General features: G+C 55.4%; 17 protein-coding genes. 8 read left to right on the top strand and 9 right to left on the bottom strand.

Annotation, left to right across the window (positions count from 1 at the left end):
- Positions 1 to 26: 26 nt before the first annotated feature.
- From ACMXD4_RS10330 to ACMXD4_RS10320, 3 genes are all read left to right on the top strand, one after another.
- Complete coding sequence (locus ACMXD4_RS10330; protein ID WP_415880690.1) at positions 27 to 182, top strand: AAA family ATPase; 156 nt, start codon at positions 27 to 29, stop codon at positions 180 to 182.
- Positions 183 to 234: 52 nt separating this feature from the next.
- Complete coding sequence (locus tag ACMXD4_RS10325; protein ID WP_415880689.1) at positions 235 to 690, top strand: hypothetical protein; 456 nt, start codon at positions 235 to 237, stop codon at positions 688 to 690.
- Between the two features lie 491 nt (positions 691 to 1,181).
- The gene (locus ACMXD4_RS10320; RefSeq protein ID WP_415880688.1) at positions 1,182 to 1,379 is read left to right on the top strand and encodes a DUF6316 family protein; all 198 of its coding nucleotides are present in this window, start codon (positions 1,182 to 1,184) and stop codon (positions 1,377 to 1,379) included.
- 4 nt (positions 1,380 to 1,383) lie between these two features.
- Here the strand turns inward: ACMXD4_RS10320 and ACMXD4_RS10315 are convergent, their stop codons facing one another.
- The 9 genes from ACMXD4_RS10315 to ACMXD4_RS10275 form a co-directional block, all read right to left on the bottom strand.
- Complete coding sequence (locus tag ACMXD4_RS10315; protein WP_415880687.1) at positions 1,384 to 2,481, bottom strand: glycosyltransferase family 4 protein; 1,098 nt, start codon at positions 2,479 to 2,481, stop codon at positions 1,384 to 1,386.
- A gap of 13 nt (positions 2,482 to 2,494) precedes the next feature.
- A complete protein-coding gene (locus ACMXD4_RS10310) occupies positions 2,495 to 2,872 on the bottom strand; it encodes a 6-pyruvoyl trahydropterin synthase family protein (RefSeq protein ID WP_171695588.1) in 378 nt (125 codons plus the stop codon).
- 27 nt (positions 2,873 to 2,899) lie between these two features.
- Positions 2,900 to 3,940: a zinc-dependent alcohol dehydrogenase gene (locus ACMXD4_RS10305; RefSeq protein ID WP_415880686.1), complete on the bottom strand. Its 1,041-nt coding sequence runs from the start codon at positions 3,938 to 3,940 to the stop codon at positions 2,900 to 2,902.
- Positions 3,937 to 4,653: a RibD family protein gene (locus tag ACMXD4_RS10300; protein ID WP_415880685.1), complete on the bottom strand. Its 717-nt coding sequence runs from the start codon at positions 4,651 to 4,653 to the stop codon at positions 3,937 to 3,939. The genes ACMXD4_RS10305 and ACMXD4_RS10300 overlap by 4 nt, the downstream gene beginning before the upstream one ends.
- Complete coding sequence (ribA, locus tag ACMXD4_RS10295) at positions 4,631 to 5,278, bottom strand: GTP cyclohydrolase II (protein WP_415880684.1); 648 nt, start codon at positions 5,276 to 5,278, stop codon at positions 4,631 to 4,633. The genes ACMXD4_RS10300 and ribA overlap by 23 nt, the downstream gene beginning before the upstream one ends.
- Before the next feature lie 198 nt (positions 5,279 to 5,476).
- A complete protein-coding gene (locus ACMXD4_RS10290; protein ID WP_171695592.1) occupies positions 5,477 to 6,709 on the bottom strand; it encodes a hypothetical protein in 1,233 nt (410 codons plus the stop codon).
- Positions 6,706 to 7,323, bottom strand: coding sequence for an ATP-binding cassette domain-containing protein (locus ACMXD4_RS10285; RefSeq protein ID WP_171695593.1), 618 nt, complete (start codon positions 7,321 to 7,323; stop codon positions 6,706 to 6,708). Before ACMXD4_RS10285 ends, ACMXD4_RS10290 begins: the two co-directional genes overlap by 4 nt.
- 93 nt (positions 7,324 to 7,416) lie before the next feature.
- Positions 7,417 to 8,574: a pyridoxal phosphate-dependent aminotransferase gene (locus ACMXD4_RS10280; RefSeq protein ID WP_415880683.1), complete on the bottom strand. Its 1,158-nt coding sequence runs from the start codon at positions 8,572 to 8,574 to the stop codon at positions 7,417 to 7,419.
- 75 nt (positions 8,575 to 8,649) lie between these two features.
- A complete protein-coding gene (locus ACMXD4_RS10275) occupies positions 8,650 to 9,921 on the bottom strand; it encodes an OmpP1/FadL family transporter (RefSeq protein WP_415880682.1) in 1,272 nt (423 codons plus the stop codon).
- 441 nt (positions 9,922 to 10,362) lie between these two features.
- Between ACMXD4_RS10275 and ACMXD4_RS10270 the strand changes: the two genes are divergently transcribed.
- The 5 genes from ACMXD4_RS10270 (at position 10,363) to ACMXD4_RS10250 (ending at position 20,262) form a co-directional block, all read left to right on the top strand.
- Positions 10,363 to 11,826: an MBL fold metallo-hydrolase gene (locus ACMXD4_RS10270; protein WP_415880681.1), complete on the top strand. Its 1,464-nt coding sequence runs from the start codon at positions 10,363 to 10,365 to the stop codon at positions 11,824 to 11,826.
- A 236-nt stretch (positions 11,827 to 12,062) separates the two neighbouring features.
- The gene (locus ACMXD4_RS10265) at positions 12,063 to 12,722 is read left to right on the top strand and encodes a CerR family C-terminal domain-containing protein (protein ID WP_171695597.1); all 660 of its coding nucleotides are present in this window, start codon (positions 12,063 to 12,065) and stop codon (positions 12,720 to 12,722) included.
- Complete coding sequence (locus ACMXD4_RS10260) at positions 12,719 to 13,990, top strand: MdtA/MuxA family multidrug efflux RND transporter periplasmic adaptor subunit (protein ID WP_171695598.1); 1,272 nt, start codon at positions 12,719 to 12,721, stop codon at positions 13,988 to 13,990. The genes ACMXD4_RS10265 and ACMXD4_RS10260 overlap by 4 nt, the downstream gene beginning before the upstream one ends.
- A 3-nt stretch (positions 13,991 to 13,993) precedes the next feature.
- The gene (locus ACMXD4_RS10255; protein ID WP_415880680.1) at positions 13,994 to 17,134 is read left to right on the top strand and encodes an MdtB/MuxB family multidrug efflux RND transporter permease subunit; all 3,141 of its coding nucleotides are present in this window, start codon (positions 13,994 to 13,996) and stop codon (positions 17,132 to 17,134) included.
- Positions 17,131 to 20,262 (top strand): efflux RND transporter permease subunit, encoded by a 3,132-nt coding sequence (locus ACMXD4_RS10250; protein ID WP_415880679.1) that lies wholly within the window; start codon positions 17,131 to 17,133, stop codon positions 20,260 to 20,262. The genes ACMXD4_RS10255 and ACMXD4_RS10250 overlap by 4 nt, the downstream gene beginning before the upstream one ends.
- Positions 20,263 to 20,267: the final 5 nt, after the last annotated feature.

Genomic DNA, 20,267 nt, shown 5'->3' with positions numbered 1-20,267 from the left:
ACGTTATGAGGCAGGGAGAGTGAATCGTGAAATTTGAAGGGAATCATCTGTATATATTTTCGGGGCTGCCTGGAACAGGAAAGACAACGCTAGCCAAGTCTCTTGCCTCTCATTTGGAGGCTGTGTTTTTGAGAATAGATACTGTTGAGCAAGGCATACGCGATGCTTATGTCGAGCGTTAGGGCGTGCATGCGAGCAGTCATAGTCGGAAATAGCGGGAGCGGTAAAACCTGGTTGGCAAAGCGTCTCGCCGAAAAAAAGGCAACGCCAGTGCTGCACCTCGACGAAATCTTTTGGCTTCCTGGCGGCTTCAACGAAAAGCGTGATACGGCAGAAGTTTCGCGCATTATTGATACCGCGAGAGCAGCGAGTGACTGGATTGTCGAAGGCGTCTACGGCAACTTGGCGCACCAGTTTTTACAGTCCGCGGACGCGCTGATTTGGCTTGAGCTGCCTTGGGTTGTTTGTCAGCAGAGGTTGGAACTACGCGGCTCAGAAAGCAAAGCACACATGGATCGTAAGCAGTCCGAAGCGGGTCTCCGCGAACTTGTTCAGTGGGCGGAAAACTATTCATCACGGCAGGGTTCGAGTGGCCATGCGGCACATCTTGCCTTATTCGAATCATTCAAAGGGCAGCGCCTCAGGCTTTGCTCAGAATCTCAGGTTCTGGAGTACCTAAGTGCCACCTAACACAGCAGGATGTAGGATGGGTAGATCGAAGCGAACCCCATCAAACGCTTTAAAACCACGACCGCTGCGAAACCTTGGAAACGAAGCGCAAGCGAGTGAAGGTTGAGTAGTCCCTGGAAGCCGTAGCGCCGGGCGGTTTTTCGACAAGAAAAACTGCAAGGCATCGCGAAACGGCGTCGAGTCATGCGAGAGGCAAGGCTTTGACCCCTTGCTGGGTCAAAGCCGAGGTGACGCGGACGGCCAGGGCCGCCGAAGGCAATCACGTGGCGGTGTAGGCGCGATTGCTAGCCATGGATGGCTAGCAATCTTTCCCGCCGGAAGCCGACACTCACCGAACTTTGTTTTCCAAACACCCCACCAACAGTATCAGCATCCCCAGCAACAATTTTTTTCTAATCCGGCGCAATAAAGTCAGGCTCGGCAAGGCTTAAAAACATGGCATAAATAATGGTATGAGTTTTCTTATATCAAGATTTTACAAAGAAAAAACTATGTTTCGCACCGAACGATTTTTGTCCGTGGTTAATCCTAGTACCGGGCTGCCTGCCTGGTATTTTTTGACTCGGGAAGGCCGCAAAGGGCCGTTTTCCTCTAAAACCAATGCTCAGGTGGCGCTGCACCACTACATCGATAGCTGCGCCCGACAGGGACTTGCCAGCCGGCGCACGCGGTTGTTGGCCAACGGCTGAGCGTTTATCGGTTTTGCCCGGTTACTTGACCGGATAAAAACGCGCTGATGCCGGCGCAACTTGCCTCCCATTTTGGGTGGCCGGCGTAGGCTTGCAAGGCGTTAGCGCCCAATTGATGCAGTAGCCGCCGATCATAATGCAGGGTGTGCAATAAATTGGCTAAGGCGCCATGATTTTCAGGTTCGATCAAATAGCCGTTTTCCCCCTCACGAATAATCTCCCACGCAGCGCCAGCCCTTGTGCCGATCACCGGCAAGCCGAATTGCTGAGCTTCCACATAAACAATGCCGTAGCTTTCGTAAGCGGACGGCATGACTAATAGATGATGTTGCCGGTACAAATCGGCCAACGCTTCACCTTGCACGGAGTTGAGCAAGGACACGCTTCGGGTCAATCCGGCATCGCGAATCAAGGTTTTAATTTGCGCGACATAGCCGGGTTCCATGTCCAGCCGTCCGGCCACGCTGAGTTGGTGGTCCTGTGCCGGCAGTTGGCTAAGGGCTTTGAGCAACACATGCAAACCCTTGCGGCGGATGACGTTGCCCACCAACAATATTCTCAGCGGTACGTTCTCCAGCGCGCGGTTTAAGATACCTGTACGATCAACGTTTACATTGGCAAAGTTGTCGCCGGCCGGCACCGCAATACAGTGTGGCGGTAATTCGCCGGCCAGTAGCTCATTGATTTGGCTTAAAGTGGTCCGGCTGTTGGCGATGATGCCGTTCACCGTTTGTAAATAGCGGCGCTCGATAAGCCGGTACAGCCAGCGGCTATACCAAGGTGCGTGGTCGATGCTGGCTAGCAGATGCACCAGGGCAATTATCGGGATGTCGAGTTGTTTACTGATGCGCCGATTCAAATAAAACACGGCCGGATGCGCCATGGCGTCTTGAATCAGAATATCCGGCTTGGCTGCGGCGATTTTCTCCAGCAAATCGCCGGTAATATTTTCCGCCAACAGCCGCCAATAATTACGCGGTGGCAAGCTGATGATGTTGACCTGATCACCTTGGCTTTGCAGGTAAGATACCAACTTGCGGTTATACAAATAACCGCCGCTGACGCTATTCATGTCGCCAACGACCAGCAAGCCAATGTGCATGATGTTTGCCGGTTTAGAACGCCAAACGGTAAGCCGCCCAGCAGGTGGCATTTTCCCAGAGTTTTACCCGTAGCCTACCGGTGCCGGGCGGATTGACAGCCGCCGCGATTTTTTCGCAGATGATCCGGCTGAAGTGCTCGATGCTGGGATTTAAACCGGCAAACTCCGGCTTGTCGTTGAGCATTTGGTCGCGGAAGTCGGCGACGATTTCATCCAAGGCGGCTTCGATGGCAACGATGTCCACCAGGTAGCCGTGCTGGTCCAGTTCCTCGCCATCGATACGCACTTCCGCGATGTAATGGTGGGCGTGGGGTTGATTTTCGCTGCCCCAATCGCCGCCGATTAAGTAATGGTTGGCGATAAAGTCTCGGCTGACGGCTACGCTGTACATTTGGTCTTTCCTAAATGGATCGGGGCTTTAATAAATAAAAACGGCTTGTAAGACTTGTTCCGGCGCTTGATCCAGCAACTGGTAAATGTCTGCGGCTTGGTCGATTGGAATGCGATGACTGATCAGTGCTTGCGGCTTCACCCGTCGAATCATCTGCCAAGCCTGCTGGAAGCGTCGGGCTTTATCCCAGCGTCCGGATAATTCCGGTGCAATGCTGCTGACTTGGCTGCTGATGAATTTGATGCGATTACGATGGGCCACGCCGCCCAGTTGCACAGCAGCGGATTTGTTACCGTACCAACTGCCGATCACGATACGCCCGGAATAGCTGCATAATTCGATGGCCAGATTCAATGCCTCGGGCGAACCACTGACTTCATAGATCAAATCGCAACCGGAATCAGGAGTTGCAGACAAATCGACCGGCAATTGCAAAGCGTCTTTCAATTTCGCTATGTGAGTTTCTGACTTTGGATCGAAAGCGTGATGTACGCCCAGCCACTCAGCGTAATTGCGGCGCTTGCTGATTTCATCCAAAGCCAGCAATTGCGCCAACGGAAAACGTGAAAGCACGCTGGATAACAGCAAGCCAACGATGCCCTGCCCTAAAACGACCACCCGCTCCCCCAGCGCCGGCCCACCGTCCAGCGCCAGATTGACGGCTGTTTCCATGTTGGCTAAAAATACCGCAGCCTCGGGTTCGACATCATCCGGCAACACGATCAGTTGATCTGCCGTGGCAATAAAATGGCTGGCGTGCGGCTGAAATGAAAACACGCGCTTATTTAGCCAGGCCGCATCAACGCCAACGCCTATCTGTTCAACGCGGCCGACACAGGCATAACCATATTGCAAGGGATAAGCCTTTTGCTGCTGCAAGGCTGCCAGCGAAGCATCCAACGCAATATCGGTGGGCAATTGTCCTCGATAAACCAACATTTCCGTGCCAGCGCTGATGGCAGAGCAAAGACTCTTAATCAGAATTTGCCCAGGCTGCAACGGCGGCAAGCGCTGCTCGCGGATTGCCACCTCTCGGGGCTTGGTAAACCAAAGTTGTTGAGCGTTCACGCTAAGGCCGGCTCGAGATAATGCAGATTCCCCCACATGATCAAATCTTGTCCCAGCATCTGCGAATGTAATGGTCGAATTTGCGGCAATTGGCTTTTGCAGCCTAAGTCCAGATTGCCGACGCCCTTGTAACCGCCCACTAAAGTCGGCGCTATGGTCAATACCAACGCATCCGCCAATTGCGCCTTTAAAAAGGCGGTGATGACTTGACTGCCACCTTCTACCATCAGCGTCCGGATGCCTTTTTCCCAGAGCCGTTGCAGTGCTGCCGACAGGTCAACGCGCCCATCGTCATCGCCGGCTAAGGTAATGATTTCGGCGTTGCCGCCGAATGTCCCGTTGGATTTTAAACAGGTTAACAGCCAGCACTCTTTATCCTTGCGTTGGCAGAGGCGAGCGGTCGGCGGTGTTCGTAACCAGCTATCCAGGACGATGGGTTGCGGGTTGTTGCCATCCCATTCGCGCACCGTTAATTGCGGGTCGTCGGTCAGCACCGTGCCGATACCGACCAGGATGCCGTCATGTAAACTGCGGAGTTGGTGGGTTAAACGCCGCGACTCGGAACCGCTCAAGCCCAAGGTTTCGCCGGCGCGCGTGGTAATACTGCCATCCCAGCTTTGTGCATAGCTCAGTGTGACAAAAGGCCGCTGCGCTGATTCGGAAAACGCTTGTTGGGCGGTCAGCCAGCGCTCAATCTGCTGGTTCACAATCATGTGCGGATACCCTGATAGGTGCTGGTTTAACCTGCAATAGATGATCCATACGCCGAACTTTGGTCAGCAAATAGCCTTGATTGTCGGCATTAACCGCAGTTTCCAAAGGCATACGAGCTTTGACAAGGATGCCCTCACTTTCCAAAGCTTGAATCTTTAACGGGTTGTTGGTCATCAGGCGTATCGACTTGACGCCCAGCTCTTCCAGAATGCGGGCCGCCAACGAGTAATCTCGTTCGTCGGCGCCGTGCCCCAATAGCAGGTTGGCATCCACCGTGTCGTAACCTTGGTCTTGCAAGTTATAAGCGCGCATTTTCTGCAACAGGCCGATACCGCGGCCTTCCTGGCGCAGATAGACTAAAACACCGGTACCCTGGCTGGCGATCAATTGCAGTGAGCGATCCAGTTGTTCGCCGCAGTCGCAACGTCTGGAACCCAGCACGTCGCCGGTAAAACATTCGGAGTGGATGCGCACCAATACATTTTCCGCATCGCAGACCTTGCCCATCACAAAAGCCAGATGTTCTTTGTTATCCAGGGTGTTGCTGTAATAGCAGAGTTGAAAGTCGCCATACGCCGTGGGAATCCGGGTGCTGGCAAGTCGGGAAACGGTAGGTTTGGACATGGCGTTCAATGAATGCTTAATTCCTTTCAATAGTCAATTTATGTGCCATTTTTCAAGTCGTTGTTTGCGCAAACAAAAATCTGGATCACTGCTAATTGTATGTTGATATACAAACAGTAATTGCTGGATGGTTGTTGATTTACAAGCTAATCGGCAGAAATTTGGCGATGGGTGCGGTGTCTTTAGTTAAAGCTGATTTTAAAAAGGGATAAATAAGTAACACATGGCTAAAAACCAAATCGACACCATCAGCTTGGGGATAATTCTCGGATGGTGCGTTTGGTCCAGTGCATAAAGCCAAGTCAAAGCGGCCAAGCCAATATTGCCCACGGGTAGAATCAATACCGCGCGAATGCCTAGGATAGGGTGCAGCATCGCAATAGGTACCAGCGTCAGCAGTGTAAACAGTGCTTCCAGAGTCAGCAAATCAGCCAACAGCAAATGCTGTTGGCTGATGCCCAGTGAGGTATACAAAGCTTGCAGGGGTTTGCGGCCGATACGAAGGGTAATTTCCAGGCTAGACGTTTGCAGCAGCAACGGAACCACGCCGATTAGCAGTAAACCGGTAGCTACCGGTGCTTGTAAGCCAATCCGCTGCCAGATATTGCCGAACCAGACGACGGTGCCCAGATAAATCAGCAGCGGCAAGTGGGCGCTGAGTTCGTGGTGCTGCAGCAGGCTACGTAGATTGATCAGTACTAGATTGATGAACGGACGATAGTGAGGGGATAGTTTGGCGAAATGACGGCTTGGATCGGGCTTATCGGTCACTATCCGCTTACGCCATCGGGTTTGTAATCTGGCTGCAGAGACTGGGCCGGCTAAAAGTAAAACCGCCACCGCAATGCCGGAACCGTCAATGCCGTGTATTTCTAGCGCGCAAAGCGAGATAGCGAAGGTCAAAAATGCAAACAACGTCGCGCCACGCAACAGCCCTTGTTGAATAAGCAATAACTGCGCGGCCAATGCCGCGGCCAGCAGGCAGTCAGCATCAAAATCCCGAATGGCGTGATAGCGACTGAATTCGTAGGCGATAAACGGCAGTAACAGCGGCAAATCGGCGATTAACAACAGACATGCGTCGAGCTTTGTTTCCAAGGCCCCGATATGGGGTAATGAACGCAGATAATGCCATGGCGCGCCGCCGCGTAGCGCGTCTGCTTGCACCGACGTCCAGGCCGCCGCCAGCACTGACATGCCCAGCCAAGCCGGAAATGTCTCGGACCCGGTCAACAGGTAGTCAACCGGTTTGGCCAAGACCTGTATCTGCGCCGCTAACGGCATATCCGCCGGCGACAGACTAAACAGCAACAAACACCAGATTTGCCAGCGCCGAATCAGCAAATTCAGGCTGGCATCGGCGTAAAAGCGTAAACGCCAGCCCAACAACCGGAAAAATAACGCCATGCCGCCGGGCGCAAACGATTTCACGACAACGACAGGGTCCGCTCCGGAATGATGTCGAACCCCTGCCGTTGAGCTGGTTCGTGGCAAGACAGGATAATCAGGCGTTGCCGGGCCTGCTCCCTCAGAACCTGTTGTAGCGCCACCAGTGAGCCGGCATCCAGGCCATTGCTCGGTTCGTCCAATAGCAATATTTCCGTATCGGCGGCGATGCTGCCAAGCAATAAAATCTTGCGGGCCGTGCCAAGCGACAGTTGATCGAAGCGGGTCTGCAAGTGTGTGTGCAGTTGAAAACCATCCATCAGCTGATCTAAAACCTGGCGATTCAGTTGTCCGCGTACGGACGCTAACAGCCCCAGCCAGTCTTGGCCGGTGAGAAACGGAAACACCGGGCAGTCGGCGGGACAGAAGCTTAAGCGTCGCCGTGCCGACAACGGGCTGTTTCTGAGGTCGGCGTCGCCGACAAATACTTCGCCGGCGTCGGCGGCCAGCGCGCCGGCCAGCATCGCCAGCAAGGTTGATTTGCCCACGCCATTGGGGCCGGCGATTAAATAAATACCGGGGCTACTCCAGGCAAACGAAAAGTTTGCAATGACTTGTTTCCCGGGAAAGTGTTTTGTTAAGGCAACGGCGCGTAACATGGGCAATTGAAGATGCGAAGATGTTTAGATTATCGATGCTTCATTCCACGATCCGGTTTGTAAGCATTTCCATTGTTGCCTGGTGTGCATGCACTAAACGCGAAATTTGCTTAGCCGTTTCACAGCTTCGTGTAAGGTAGCATCGTCTTTGGCAAAGCAAAACCGGACCAAGCCTTCACCGGCGCTGCTTTGGTAAAACGAGCTGCCCGGAATGCTGGCAACACCGGTCTGTGACAATATAGCCAGCGCCGCGGCTTTGGCGGTCGGATAACCAAAGTGGCCGATGTCGGCTAATACGTAGTAAGCGCCTTGCGGTACTAAGGGCGTCAAACCAGCCGCATGCAAGCCGGCGCAAATGATGTCGCGCTTGCGTTGATACTGCGTCCTGAGCTGCTGAAAATAGTCCGGCGGCGCCTGCAAACCGGCTGCCGCACCGTATTGCAAAGGCGACGGTGCGCAAACATAAAGTAAATCGTTAACCAAATTTATCGCCTGCGCCAATGCCGGTTCGGCTACCGCATAACCCAGCCGCCAACCGGTAATGCTGAAGGTTTTGGAAAAGCCCATGATACTAACCGTACGCTTGGCCAGATTGCCGACACTGGCCGGGGAAATATGCGGCACGCCGTCGTAGGTGATGTATTCGTAGATTTCGTCGGAAATGACCAGCAAATTGTGCTGCTCGGCTACTCGCTCGATGATTGCCAGTTCGGCGGCACTGAAGAGTTTGCCGCTGGGATTGCTGGGCGTACAAACCACGATTGCCCGGGTATTGGGTTTCAGGGCGGCACGCAACGCCGTTTCGTCGAGCGCGAATGTCGGCGGCGCCAAGGTTAAAAACTGCGGTTCCAGGCCGTTGAGCAAAATCGTATTCAGATGGTAGCCGTAGTAAGGCTCCATCAGCAAAATACCGTCGCCTGGGTTTAACAGCGCCGTCAAGGTGGCTGCAAACGCCCCCGTTGTGCCGCCGCTAATCACGATCTGGCTGTCAGGATCGACGTCCAAACCATTGTCGCGCTTCAGTTTGGCGGCAATCGCCTGCCGTAATGGCGGCACACCTTCCGAGGCAGTGTAGGTATTGAGGCCGTCTTGAATAGCCTTTATCGCACCGTCCCGCACCAAGGCCGGGGCCGGCAAATCGCCCAAGCCCTGCCCCAGATTGATCCCGCCCACACGTTCGCATTCGCGGGTCATCAAACGGATATCGGACGGTTTAAGATTGGCAATCCGGTTAGCAGCGGGAAAAGTCATCGGCATATTTTGTAACAATCGTTTAAAAAAGAAGCGCCTTCACGGCGCTTGAGAGGGAGGAGCGCCCTGAATGAATTAAAACCGCCGCGTCCAGCCGAATTGCAGCGAAAACTGGCTCATCGACAAATCGATGGACTGCCCCGGACTCAATGGATTTGGACCGGTGATGGTTTTCTGCGGCGAATACATGAACGCAAAACTAAGTTCGTCCTGTTTGCTCAGTGCGTGACTTAGGCCACCGGTCACATGCCATTCCTGCACTCCAGGCGCGAGAATATTGAACAACACCTCGGAACCTTCGATGGGTTGCTGCCCATAACTCAGGCCGCCGCGCCAAATCCAATCCTGGCTTTGCTGCCACTGCACACCGGCTTTATAAATCGTCATGTCGTTCCAGCCAAAGCCTCGGCCGTCGGCGTGCCCCAGCAAATTACCCTGAAAGGTATTGCCAACCGATTTAATCTCACTGTAGCGGATATGCTCCACGTCAAAATTGGCGGTCAGCGCTTTGCTAACGTCCCAGGACAAACCAACGTTGAAGCTGTCCGGAATATCAAAACCACCACCCTGGGCAAACAACCCGGAGTAGCGTTCGAACTTAGACATATAGATGCGGCTTTTGTAAGACGCACCCAAGCGCAGCCCTGGCAGCAACTCAGCCAATCCGCCTATCCGGAAGCCGGCACCGAACGAATAATCGCGTCCCTGATCCGATAAATGATCCGGTTCACTGGAAAAACCGAATTGACCGAATGTACCCAAGCCTCTGGCCTTGAAAGTCTGCGCCGCGAAAATCGGCGAAATCCCCAGCGCATACCGGCCGTTGGCAAACGAATGCGCGTAGGTGCCGACGATAAAGGCCTGGGCCATATCGATACCGGTACGGCCGGCGCCAAACGTGCCGTTCGCGCCGCTAAACAAGCCATTACCGTTGACTAATGGTTTGTAATCGGTGTTCATACCGCCATTGCCGTACATGGCCAAACCAAGCGTTTGCTCGGCATCCAATTTGTAACTCCGACCCAAGGTCGGCACCGGAAAATACTCGCTGTCGCTTTCCACCGATCCGGTCGCCAACATGCCGGCGCCATTTACGCGGTATTCACGATGCGGGCTGAATAGTTCAAATTCCAAATCCAGGCGATCACCCACATAGGCCAGACCCGCCGGGTTTATCGCCGAGACAATGGCATCCTGCGCAAAACCGGTACTGGCCCCGGCCAAGGCTTTACTCCGGGCGCCGTAGCTGTGGGCAAAATAGCCGTTGGTGGCATTCGCGGTGGGCACACACACAGCCAGCGCGGTAAAAGAACCCAACAAGGCCCATGATTTTTTTGCAAACGACATAGAAGGTTTCCCTCGGTGACAAGCTTAGGGAAATTCTATCCAGCGCCAGACTCTCTTTAAAAACGATATATTTCGATGTCTATTTCAGATATTGGCATAAAGACAATATGCCTAAGACGAACTGCCAAGCACTCCCGTGTTGTTTTTATCATCGGGCCCGACACGGCACACCGAGCTGATTCTGCATAAACACCTAAGCAGCAAACGTTGCTAGTTGAGCAGCATATCGCCCTTCGTATCAACATAAGCCATCCCCTGGTTGCGCCGAATTTGCGGCCTACCGTTAAACGGCACAGCTCTTGCTGAGCTCAGCTCCAATTGAAATCAATCAGCGCGGAAAATCCCAGTAGCGACACTGTCCAACCGGCCGGCATTAGCGGCAAACAGCATCTTTTGACCCGCACCGAACCCTACACCTATTTCAAACCAACAGGAGTTAACATGTATAAATTGCTATGCCGAACGGCCGGTTTAACCGCGCTTATTTTCACTGGCTGTAGTTCACTACAGCAAAACAGCATCCAATTAGCCAGCGATGCCGCAGGCGTCACGAACCTCAAATCCATCGAATTTAGCGGCACCGGCCGTTGGTACCAATTCGGCCAGGCGCCGAATCCCGACTTGCCCTGGCCGCCGTTTGCCGTCAAAAACTACACCGCCGACATCAACTACGAAACCGCCAGCGCCCGCGTGCAAATCAGCCGTTTGCAAGAGATTGAGCCGGGGCGGAATCGGCCGCAACCCACCGAGCAAAAGGTTGATCAATACGTCAGCGGCGCGTATGCCTGGAATATTGCCCCCGCTGCTGCCGGCGCTAGCCCCGCCATCACCACGCAACCCACCGCTAGCGAAGAACGCGCCGCCGAAATATGGGCCACGCCACAGGGCTTTTTAAGAGCAGCGCAGAGCCATCAGGCCAAAACTGAAGACAAAGGCACCGACACCGAAGTCAGCTTTACTTTGGACGGCAAATACCGCTACCAGGGCACTCTGAATGCCCGCCACCAATTAACCAAGGTCAAAACCTGGATTGACAATCCGGTACTTGGCGACACCTTGCTGGAAACTCAATACAGCGACTACAAGGAATTTGACGGCGGCTTATTTCCCAGCCACATCGTGCGTCTGCAAGGCGGCTACCCGGTATTGGATTTGAACGTCACCACGGTAAAAGCCAACCCGCCAGTAGACATTGCGGTGCCTGCCGAAGCTGCCAAGAAACCGAACATTATCGTCGCAGCCAATAAACTTGCGGACGGCGTGTATTATTTGACCGGCGGTACTCACCATAGCGTGGCTATCGAGCAGCTAAACCATATCGTGCTGGTAGAAGCACCGCAAAACGAAGAACGCTCCTTGGCGCTTATCGAAAAACTCAAGGAAACCATCCCCAACAAGCCGATCAAATACGTGATCAATACGCACGCGCACTTTGACCACAGCGGCGGCTTACGCACCTTCGTCGATGCCGGCGCCACTATCGTCACCCATCAGCCCAATCAGGCCTATTACGAAAAAATCTGGGCCGCGCCGCATAGCATTAACCCCGACAATCTGGAGAAATCCAAAAAAGCGCCAAACTTCCTCAGCTTTGCCGGCAAACAGGTGATTTCTGACGGCAAACGTAATATCGAAATTCATGCTTTATCCGGGAATAGCCACAACGATGCCTTCGTTGCGGTGTATTTGCCCAAGGAAAAGATATTGATCGAGGCCGACGCCTACACCCCGCAAGCCGCAAACGCGCCGGCGCCCACATCTGTGAACCCTTATTCGTTGAATCTGTATGAAAATGTTCAACGGCTTAAATTGGATGTTGGACAGATTGCTGCCTTGCACGGTCCGCGTGTGGTGACCTTAGGCGATCTGCGTAAAGCCATCGGCATCACCAAAGCTTCGCGATAAGCAGATCAACAATTGAGGCACCGGCTGAATGCCGGCGCCTCAGCAAAAAGTGGGTTCTGCCCCGCCATCAACACCCCACAGCCAATCGCTGCTGAATTTCAAGCAATCCCCCGCCGCAATCGCGGCTAGACCCTTTAAAACGCCACCTTCCCAAAGTTGGCATGTAGCGTGCTTTGTTAAATGCGTATTTGAATTAGCAATTTCACATTTATCCTCTCATCGTTCCAGCACTACGCATGACTGACCTAAAAACCAAGTCGGAGAAAACTCGCGAGCGATTGTTGAATGCCGCCGGCCGCATCTTTGCCGAGAAAGGCTATCAGGACGCGACCATTGCCGAGATTTGCGAGCAGGCCCAAGCCAATATTGCCTCGGTGAATTATCACTTTGGCGACAAGCAAACCCTTTATCTGGAAGCTTGGCGGCATGCCTTCAACCACGAATTGGGCCAGCATCCGCCCGACGGCGGCGTGTCCCGGCAGGCTCCGGTTGAGCAACGGCTGGCTGGACGTATCAAATCGCTAATCCGCCGTCTGGCCGACGACGAATCCTATTCCTTTGCCATCATTCACAAGGAAATGGCGCAACCGACCCGCTTGCTGGCCGACATTCTGGAAAAGGAAATCAATCCGCAGCGTCAGCAAATGTTTGGCTTGCTGCGCGAATGCCTGGGCCAGGACGCCAGCGAACAACAATTGCAATATTGCCACGCCAGCATCATGGGCCAATGCTTTCAATTGCTACGCCTGAAACAGATACAACAAGCCCGGCCGCAACGCGCCCTGCCCAGCGACATGAGCGACATCGGCGCCTTCGCCGAACATGTGGTGGATTTTTCGCTGGCAGGCATCCGCGCCATCCGCTCGCAAACCTTACCTAAGCGTATCCAAGCATGAAGCAACAAATTTCCGATTTCCCCTCGTCGAGCAAGCGCCGGCCCTGGCTATGGACCGGCGCGCTATTAGTGGTGAGCCTGGCCGGTGCCGGCGTCTATTTTCAGCACAGCGAAGCCGCCCCGGATACTAAAGCCGAGCGCGGTGGCGGCAAAGGCCGACGCTTTTTTGAACAACCAGATGCTCCTGCGGTCGTCGCTACCCAGTCCGCCAGAAGTGGCGATTTTCCGGTTTATCTGAATGCGCTCGGCACCGTCACCGCCTTGCGCACCGTCACCGTCAAACCGCGCGTGGACGGCGAATTGGTAAAAGTGGCGTTCAGCGAGGGGCAAATGGTCAAGGCCGGCGATCTGCTGGCGGAAATCGACCCGCGGCCGTTTCAGGTGCAATTGCAGCAAGCCCAAGGCCAGCTGACCCGCGACCAGGCCTTGTTACAAAACGCCGAGTTGGACCGGAGCCGCTATCAGACCCTGCTGGAACAGGATTCGATTGCCGCCCAACAAACCGTCACCCAAGAATCGCAGGTCAAACAATATCGCGGCAATGTCGAGATGGATCAGGCCCTGGTCGATAGCGCCAAATTGCAACTCGGTTATGCCAAGCTAACCGCGCCGATTTCCGGACGGGTGGGCTTACGGCAAGTGGACCAAGGCAATATCGTCAGGGCTAACGACGCCAACGGCCTCGTCGTCATCACTCAGTTACAACCGATCAGCGTGGTGTTCACGCTGCCCGAGGACAAATTGCCGGAGGTGGTGAAACGCTATCGCAGCGGCCAGATCATTAAAATAGAAGCCTACGACAGAAGCGGCAAATTGAAATTGGCCGAAGGCAAACTCACCGCGCTGGACAATCAAATCGACCCGACTACCGGCACCATTAAGCTGAAGGCACAATTCGACAATCTCGAGCAAACCCTATTCGCCAATCAATTTGTTAACGTGCGCATGCATCTGGATACCTTGCACGACGTTACGCAGATACCCAGCAGCGCCTTGCAACACGATACCCAGGGTGCGTTTGTGTATGTGGTCGATGCCGAGAACATCGCCCATCTGCGCCGCGTCGAACCCGGCCCCAGCGAAGGAGAAAAGGTGGCTATCGAACATAATCTGACGGCGGGCGAACAACTCATCCTCACCGGCATCGACCGGGTCAAGGACGGAGGCGTGGTGGATGTGGCCGAGAAAGACGGCCAAGCAGTCGCCGCCAAACCGGAATTGCAACCCAAGCCGGAAGACGAATCCGGCAAACGCCGGCGGCGCGGATAAACCATGAGTCTTAGCGATCCGGGCAAGGCCGGTTTCAATCCTTCGCGCCTATTCATCCTGCGGCCAGTAGCCACCTCCTTGTTGATGGTGGCTTTGTTATTGGTAGGCATACTGGCTTATCGACTATTGCCGGTCTCGGCACTGCCGCAGGTGGATTACCCCACCATCCAGGTCACTACCCTGTATCCCGGCGCCAGCCCGGAAGTGATGACCTCCATCGTTACCGCACCACTGGAACGCCAATTCGGACAAATGCCGGGCTTGACGCAAATGAGCTCCACCAGCTCGGGCGGCGCGTCGGTGATCACCTTGCAGTTTAACTTGCACTTGGATCTGGACGTTGCCGAGCAAACCGTACAAGCCGCGATCAACGCCGCCGCCAACTTTTTGCCCGACGATTTGCCTCAAGCACCCATCTACAGCAAGGTCAATCCGGCCGATACCCCCATCATGACGCTGGCGGTCAGCGCCAAATCGCTGCCTTTATTTAAGGTAGAAGATTTGGTCGATACCCGGCTGGCGCAAAAAATCGCCCAATTACCCGGCGTCGGCATGGTCAGCATCAGCGGTGGCCAACGACCGGCGGTACGGATTCAGGCCAACCACAAAGCGCTGGCTGCTTACGGCATCAGCCTGGAAGACCTGCGCAGCGCGATTGCCGCCGCCAACGTCAACCAACCAAAAGGTTCAATCAACGGCCCAACCCGCGCCGCGACGATAGACAGCAACGATCAATTGCGCTCACCGGCCGAATACCGCGAGTTGGTGGTGGCTTACAAAAACGCCGCGCCGGTCAAACTGGCGGACGTGGCGGAGGTCGTGGACGGTGCCGAAAACGTGCGTCTGGCCGCTTGGGCCAACGACAACGCGGCCGTTATCGTCAACATCCAGCGCCAGCCCGGCGCCAATGTCATCGAGGTGGTGGATAGCATCCAAGAATTGCTGCCCAAACTGCAAGCCTCGCTGCCGCCCGGCATAGAAGTTACGCCGCTGACCGACCGTACCGTCACCATTCGCGCCTCGGTACACGATGTACAATTCGAACTATTGCTGGCGGTGGCGCTGGTGGTGATGGTGATCTTCCTGTTCCTGCGCAATATCCCGGCCACCATCATTCCCGGCATTGCGGTACCGCTGTCGCTGGTGGGCACCTTTGCGGCCATGTATCTAGCCGATTTCAGCATCAACAATTTAACCCTGATGGCGTTGACCATCGCCACCGGCTTCGTGGTGGACGATGCCATTGTCGTCATCGAAAACATCTCCCGCTACATCGAACGCGGCGAAACGCCGTTGCAGGCGGCACTAAAAGGCTCCGCGCAGATTGGCTTTACCATTATTTCGCTGACTTTTTCGCTGGTAGCGGTATTGATTCCACTGCTGTTCATGTCCGACGTGGTGGGTCGGCTGTTTCGGGAGTTTGCGATTACCTTGGCCGTGGCTATCTTGATTTCGGCAGTAGTATCGTTGACCCTGACGCCGATGATGTGCGCCAAACTGCTGCGCCCCGGCTCCAGCAACCATAACGAAGATGAAATCGGCGACGACTGGTTCGGCCGGTTAATTAAGGCCTATGGCCGCAGTCTGAGCTGGGTGATGCAACGGCAAACGGCGACCTTGCTGGTGTTTTTCGCCACCGTGGCATTGACCGCGGCGATGTACGTGTGGATACCGAAAGGCTTTTTCCCCAGCCAAGACACCGGCATCATTCAAGGATTTTCCGAAGCGCCGCAAAACGTCTCGTTTCCAGCCATGGCCGAGCAGCAGCAAAAACTGGCTAAGCTGATACTGGAAGACCCGGCGGTGGAAAACTTGTCCTCGTTCATTGGCGTCGACGGCGTTAATGCCACGCCCAATAGCGGCCGGTTTTTGATCAACTTAAAGCCGCACGATCAACGCCCATCGGCTAACGAGATTATCGCCCGCTTGAAAACCCGTTTGGCGGAATCGCCCGGCAGCGTGTTATATCTGCAACCGGTGCAGGATTTAACGATGGAAAACCGGGTCAGCCGCACCCAATACCAATTTACCCTGGAAGGCGCCGACATCGACGATTTGAACCGCTGGACCGGCAAGCTGGTAAACGCCTTGGAAGGCCGGCCGGAATTTGCCGACGTGGTCAGCGATGTGCAGGACCAGGGCCGCCAAGTGTTTGTGAAGATCGACCGCGCCACCGCCAGCAGACTGGGAGTCAGCACTGCAGCGGTCGACAATGCTTTATACAGTGCGTATGGCCAACGTCTGGTATCGACCATCTTCACCCAGGCCAATCAGTACCGGGTGGTATTGGAAGTCGATCCGGCCGAACAGACCGGTCCGCAAGCGTTGAACGAATTAAGGATACCCTCCAGTAACGGCACGCAAGTACCGCTGTCGGCCATCGCCGAATTGTCGGAACGGCCGACCACGCTGGCGATCAGCCATCTGGATCAATTCCCGGTGACGACTGTTTCGTTCAATCTGGCGCCCGGCTATGCGCTGGGCGATGCGGTCGCCGCCGTCGATGCCGCCAAAAGCGAGATCGACTTGCCGCTGGCTATCCGCAGCGAATACCAGGGCGCCGCGCAAGCCTTCAAAGCCTCGCTGGGCAATACGCTGTGGCTGATCCTGGCGGCGATTGTTACCGTGTATATCGTGCTGGGCGTGCTCTATGAAAGCTACATCCACCCTATCACCATCTTGTCCACCCTGCCCTCGGCTGGCGTCGGCGCGTTGTTGGCTTTGCAAGTCTCCGGCGGTGACTTGGGCATCATCGGCATCATCGGCATCATTCTGTTGATCGGCATCGTCAAAAAGAACGCGATCATGATGATCGACTTTGCCTTGGAAGCCGAACGCAAGCAACATCTGCCACCCGAGCAAGCCATTTTTCAGGCTTGCCTGTTGCGCTTCCGGCCGATTTTGATGACCACCTTAGCCGCGCTATTGGGTGCGCTGCCGTTGATGCTGGGTAGCGGCGTCGGCTCGGAGTTGCGCCATCCGCTGGGTATCACCATGGTCGGCGGCTTGCTGCTCAGCCAATTGTTGACGCTGTACACCACACCGGTGATTTATCTGGCCATGGACCGGCTGGCGCGCCGGGTTAACTCGGGGCTGGGACTGAATCCAGTGGAACCCGTAGCAGAGGACCCAGGCCAGCCATGAACATGTCCGAATTATTCATCCGCCGCCCGGTAGCCACCACTTTATTGACGATTGCCGTTGCCTTATGCGGCGTGTTGGCGTTTTTAAACCTGCCTATCTCCTCGCTGCCGCAAGTGGATTTTCCCAGCGTATCGGTGCAGGCGCAAATACCCGGCGCCAGCGCCGAGACGATGGCCGCGACCGTCGCCACGCCATTGGAACGCGCGCTGGGCCGCATCGCCGGCGTCACGGAAATGACCTCCAGCAGTTCCCAAGGCTCGACGCAGATCACGCTGCAATTTGATTTAAATCGCGACATCGACGGCGCCTGCCGCGACGTACAGGCCGCCATCAACGCCGCCGCCAGCATGTTGCCCAGCAATATGCCCAATCGGCCCAGCTACCGGCGCGATAATCCGTCGGACTCGCCGATTCTGATTTTGGCGCTGACCTCGGACAGTTTCACGCGCGGTCAAATGTACGACTCGGCTTCGACGATTTTGCTGCAAAAAATTTCCCAGATTCCCGGCATCGGCCAAGTGCAAATCGGCGGCGCGGCGCTGCCGGCGGTGCGTGTGGAACTGAACCCCAACGCCTTGAGTAAATACGGCATTGGCTTGGAAGACGTGCGCAACACCATCGCCCAAACCAACGTCACCCGGCCCAAGGGGGTACTGGAAAGCGCCACCACCCGCTGGCAGATTCAAGCCAACGACCAGGCCCGTAAAGCCGAGGAATATCTGCCGTTGATTGTGGCTTATCGCAACGGTGCGCCGGTGACGATTGCCGATCTGGGCGAAGCGGTCGATTCTGTGGAAGATTTGCGCAATACCGGTGCCAAAAACGGCAAGCCTTCGGTGCTGTTGATTATCCGCAAACAACCCTTGGCCAATGTGATTCAGACTGTCGATCAAGTGCTGGCAGTAATGCCAGCTTTACGGGCGGCGCTGCCCAGCAATATCGAACTCTCGGTGGTGGTGGATAGATCATTATCCATCCGTGCCTCGATTACAGAAGTCGAACACGGCTTGTTCGTCGCCGTGTTGCTGGTGATTCTGGTGGTGCTGGTGTTCCTGCGCAATCCGCGCTCGGCGGCGGTGCCCATCGTCGCGGTGCCGGCCTCTTTGCTGGGGTCTTGCGCGGTGATTTATTTGTGCGGCTTTAGCATCAACAACCTGACTTTAATGGCTTTGACCATCGCCACCGGCTTTGTGGTGGACGATGCGATTGTGGTGGTGGAAAACACCAACCGGCATATCGAGGAAGGCGTGGCACCGTTCCGTGCGGCGCTGTTGGCCGCCAAGGAAGTAGGGTTCACCGTATTGGCGATGAGCGTGTCGCTGGTGGCGGTGTTCCTGCCGATTTTATTAATGGGCGGCGTGCCGGGCCGGCTATTTCGGGAATTTGCAGTGACTTTGTCGGCGGCGGTACTGGTTTCTTTGCTGATTTCCTTGACCACCACCCCCATGCTGTGCGCGCGCTGGTTGGGTAAGGAATCCAAGGAGCATGGCGCCGTCTATCACGGCATAGGCGCGGCTTTCGATTGGATACAGAACATCTACCGGATCAGCCTGAGCTGGGCCTTGCGCCACGGCCGCATCATGCTGACTTTGTTACTGGCGACCATCGCTTTAAACATTTATTTGTACGGCGCTATCGACAAAGGCTTCTTCCCGACCCAGGACGGCGGCCGCTTGCTGGGCGAGATTCAAACCGATCAAAACACTTCGTTCCAAACCCTGCAAAAGCAATTCGCGCAAATTTCCGAGATTTTGCAAAAAGACCCGGCGGTCGCCAATGTCGCCGGCTTTGCCGGCAGTTCGCAAAGCAGTAACAGCGCGCGGATTTTCATCACGCTAATTCCGCACGAACAACGCGACGGCGTCGAAGTGGTGATGGAGCGCCTGCGCAAGGCTGCGGGCCGGGTGCCCGGCGCCAGTTTGCATATGTTTCCAGCCCAGGAACTGCGCATCGGCGGACGTATGTCGTTTGGCATGCTGGATTACACTTTGCAGGCCGACGATCTGGATCTATTGCGGGAATGGACGCCCAAGGTGCAAGCCGCCCTGGCCCGGCTGCCGGAATTGAGCGACGTCAGCACCAGCCAACAGGATAAGGGCGAACAAATCGGCCTGACCGTCAATCGCGATCTAGCCGCGCGTTACGGCGTCAGTCAGGCCTTGATCGACAATAGCCTGAACAGCGCCTTCGGGCAGCGCCAGGTGTCGGTGATTTACAACCCTCTGAATCAGTATCGAGTAGTGATGGAACTGGCGCCGCAGTACTGGCAATCGCCGGATAGCCTGAAACAACTGTATATCAGCGCGCCCGGCCGAACCGGAACCGGAACCGACGGTACGCCGGCGCAGCCCAAGCAAGTACCGCTGTCGACGCTGGCCGGCTTCGCGCCGAGCAATGCGCCGCTATCGGTGCATCATCAAGGCCAGTTTGCCGTGACCGAATTGTCGTTTAATTTAAAACCGGGCATTTCGATGTCCACGGCCGATGCTGCAATAAATCAAGCGTTGCGCGACATCGGCCTGCCGGCTGCCATTACCGGCAGTTTTCAAGGCTCGGGCAAGGCGTTTCAGGAAGCCTTGCGCAGCCAGCCCTGGCTGGTTTTGGCCGCGTTGATCAGCATTTACATTGTGCTGGGCGTGTTATACGAAAGCCTGATACATCCCTTGACGATACTATCCACCCTGCCCTCGGCGGGCGTCGGCGCCTTGCTGGCCTTGATGGCTTGCGACAAGGAGTTCAGCATCATTGCCTTGATCGGGGTGATTTTGCTGATCGGCATCGTCAAGAAAAATGCGATCATGATGATAGACTTTGCGCTGCTGGCCGAGCGCGAGCGCGGCCTGGATTCGCGGGAAGCGATTTTTCAGGCTTGCATGCTGCGCTTCCGGCCCATCCTGATGACCACGCTAGCCGCGCTGTTCGGCGCCCTGCCGTTGGCTTTGGGCAGCGGTTATGGCGCGGAATTGCGCCAACCTCTGGGGATTTCCATCGTGGGCGGCCTGATTTTCAGCCAGCTTTTGACTTTGTATACGACGCCGGTCGTTTATTTATACCTCGACCGGTTCCGGCTGTGGCTGCACGGCCGTTTTTCCAACCGCGCCGCCAGCCCGGCGCCACATTCCATCTAAACCGA

The sequence above is a fragment of the Methylomonas sp. TEB genome (genome assembly GCF_047777895.1).
Lineage (GTDB): Bacteria > Pseudomonadota > Gammaproteobacteria > Methylococcales > Methylomonadaceae > Methylomonas.
Note: the sequence above shows the minus strand (reverse complement) of the source record. Positions and strands in the feature narration are given on the sequence as shown.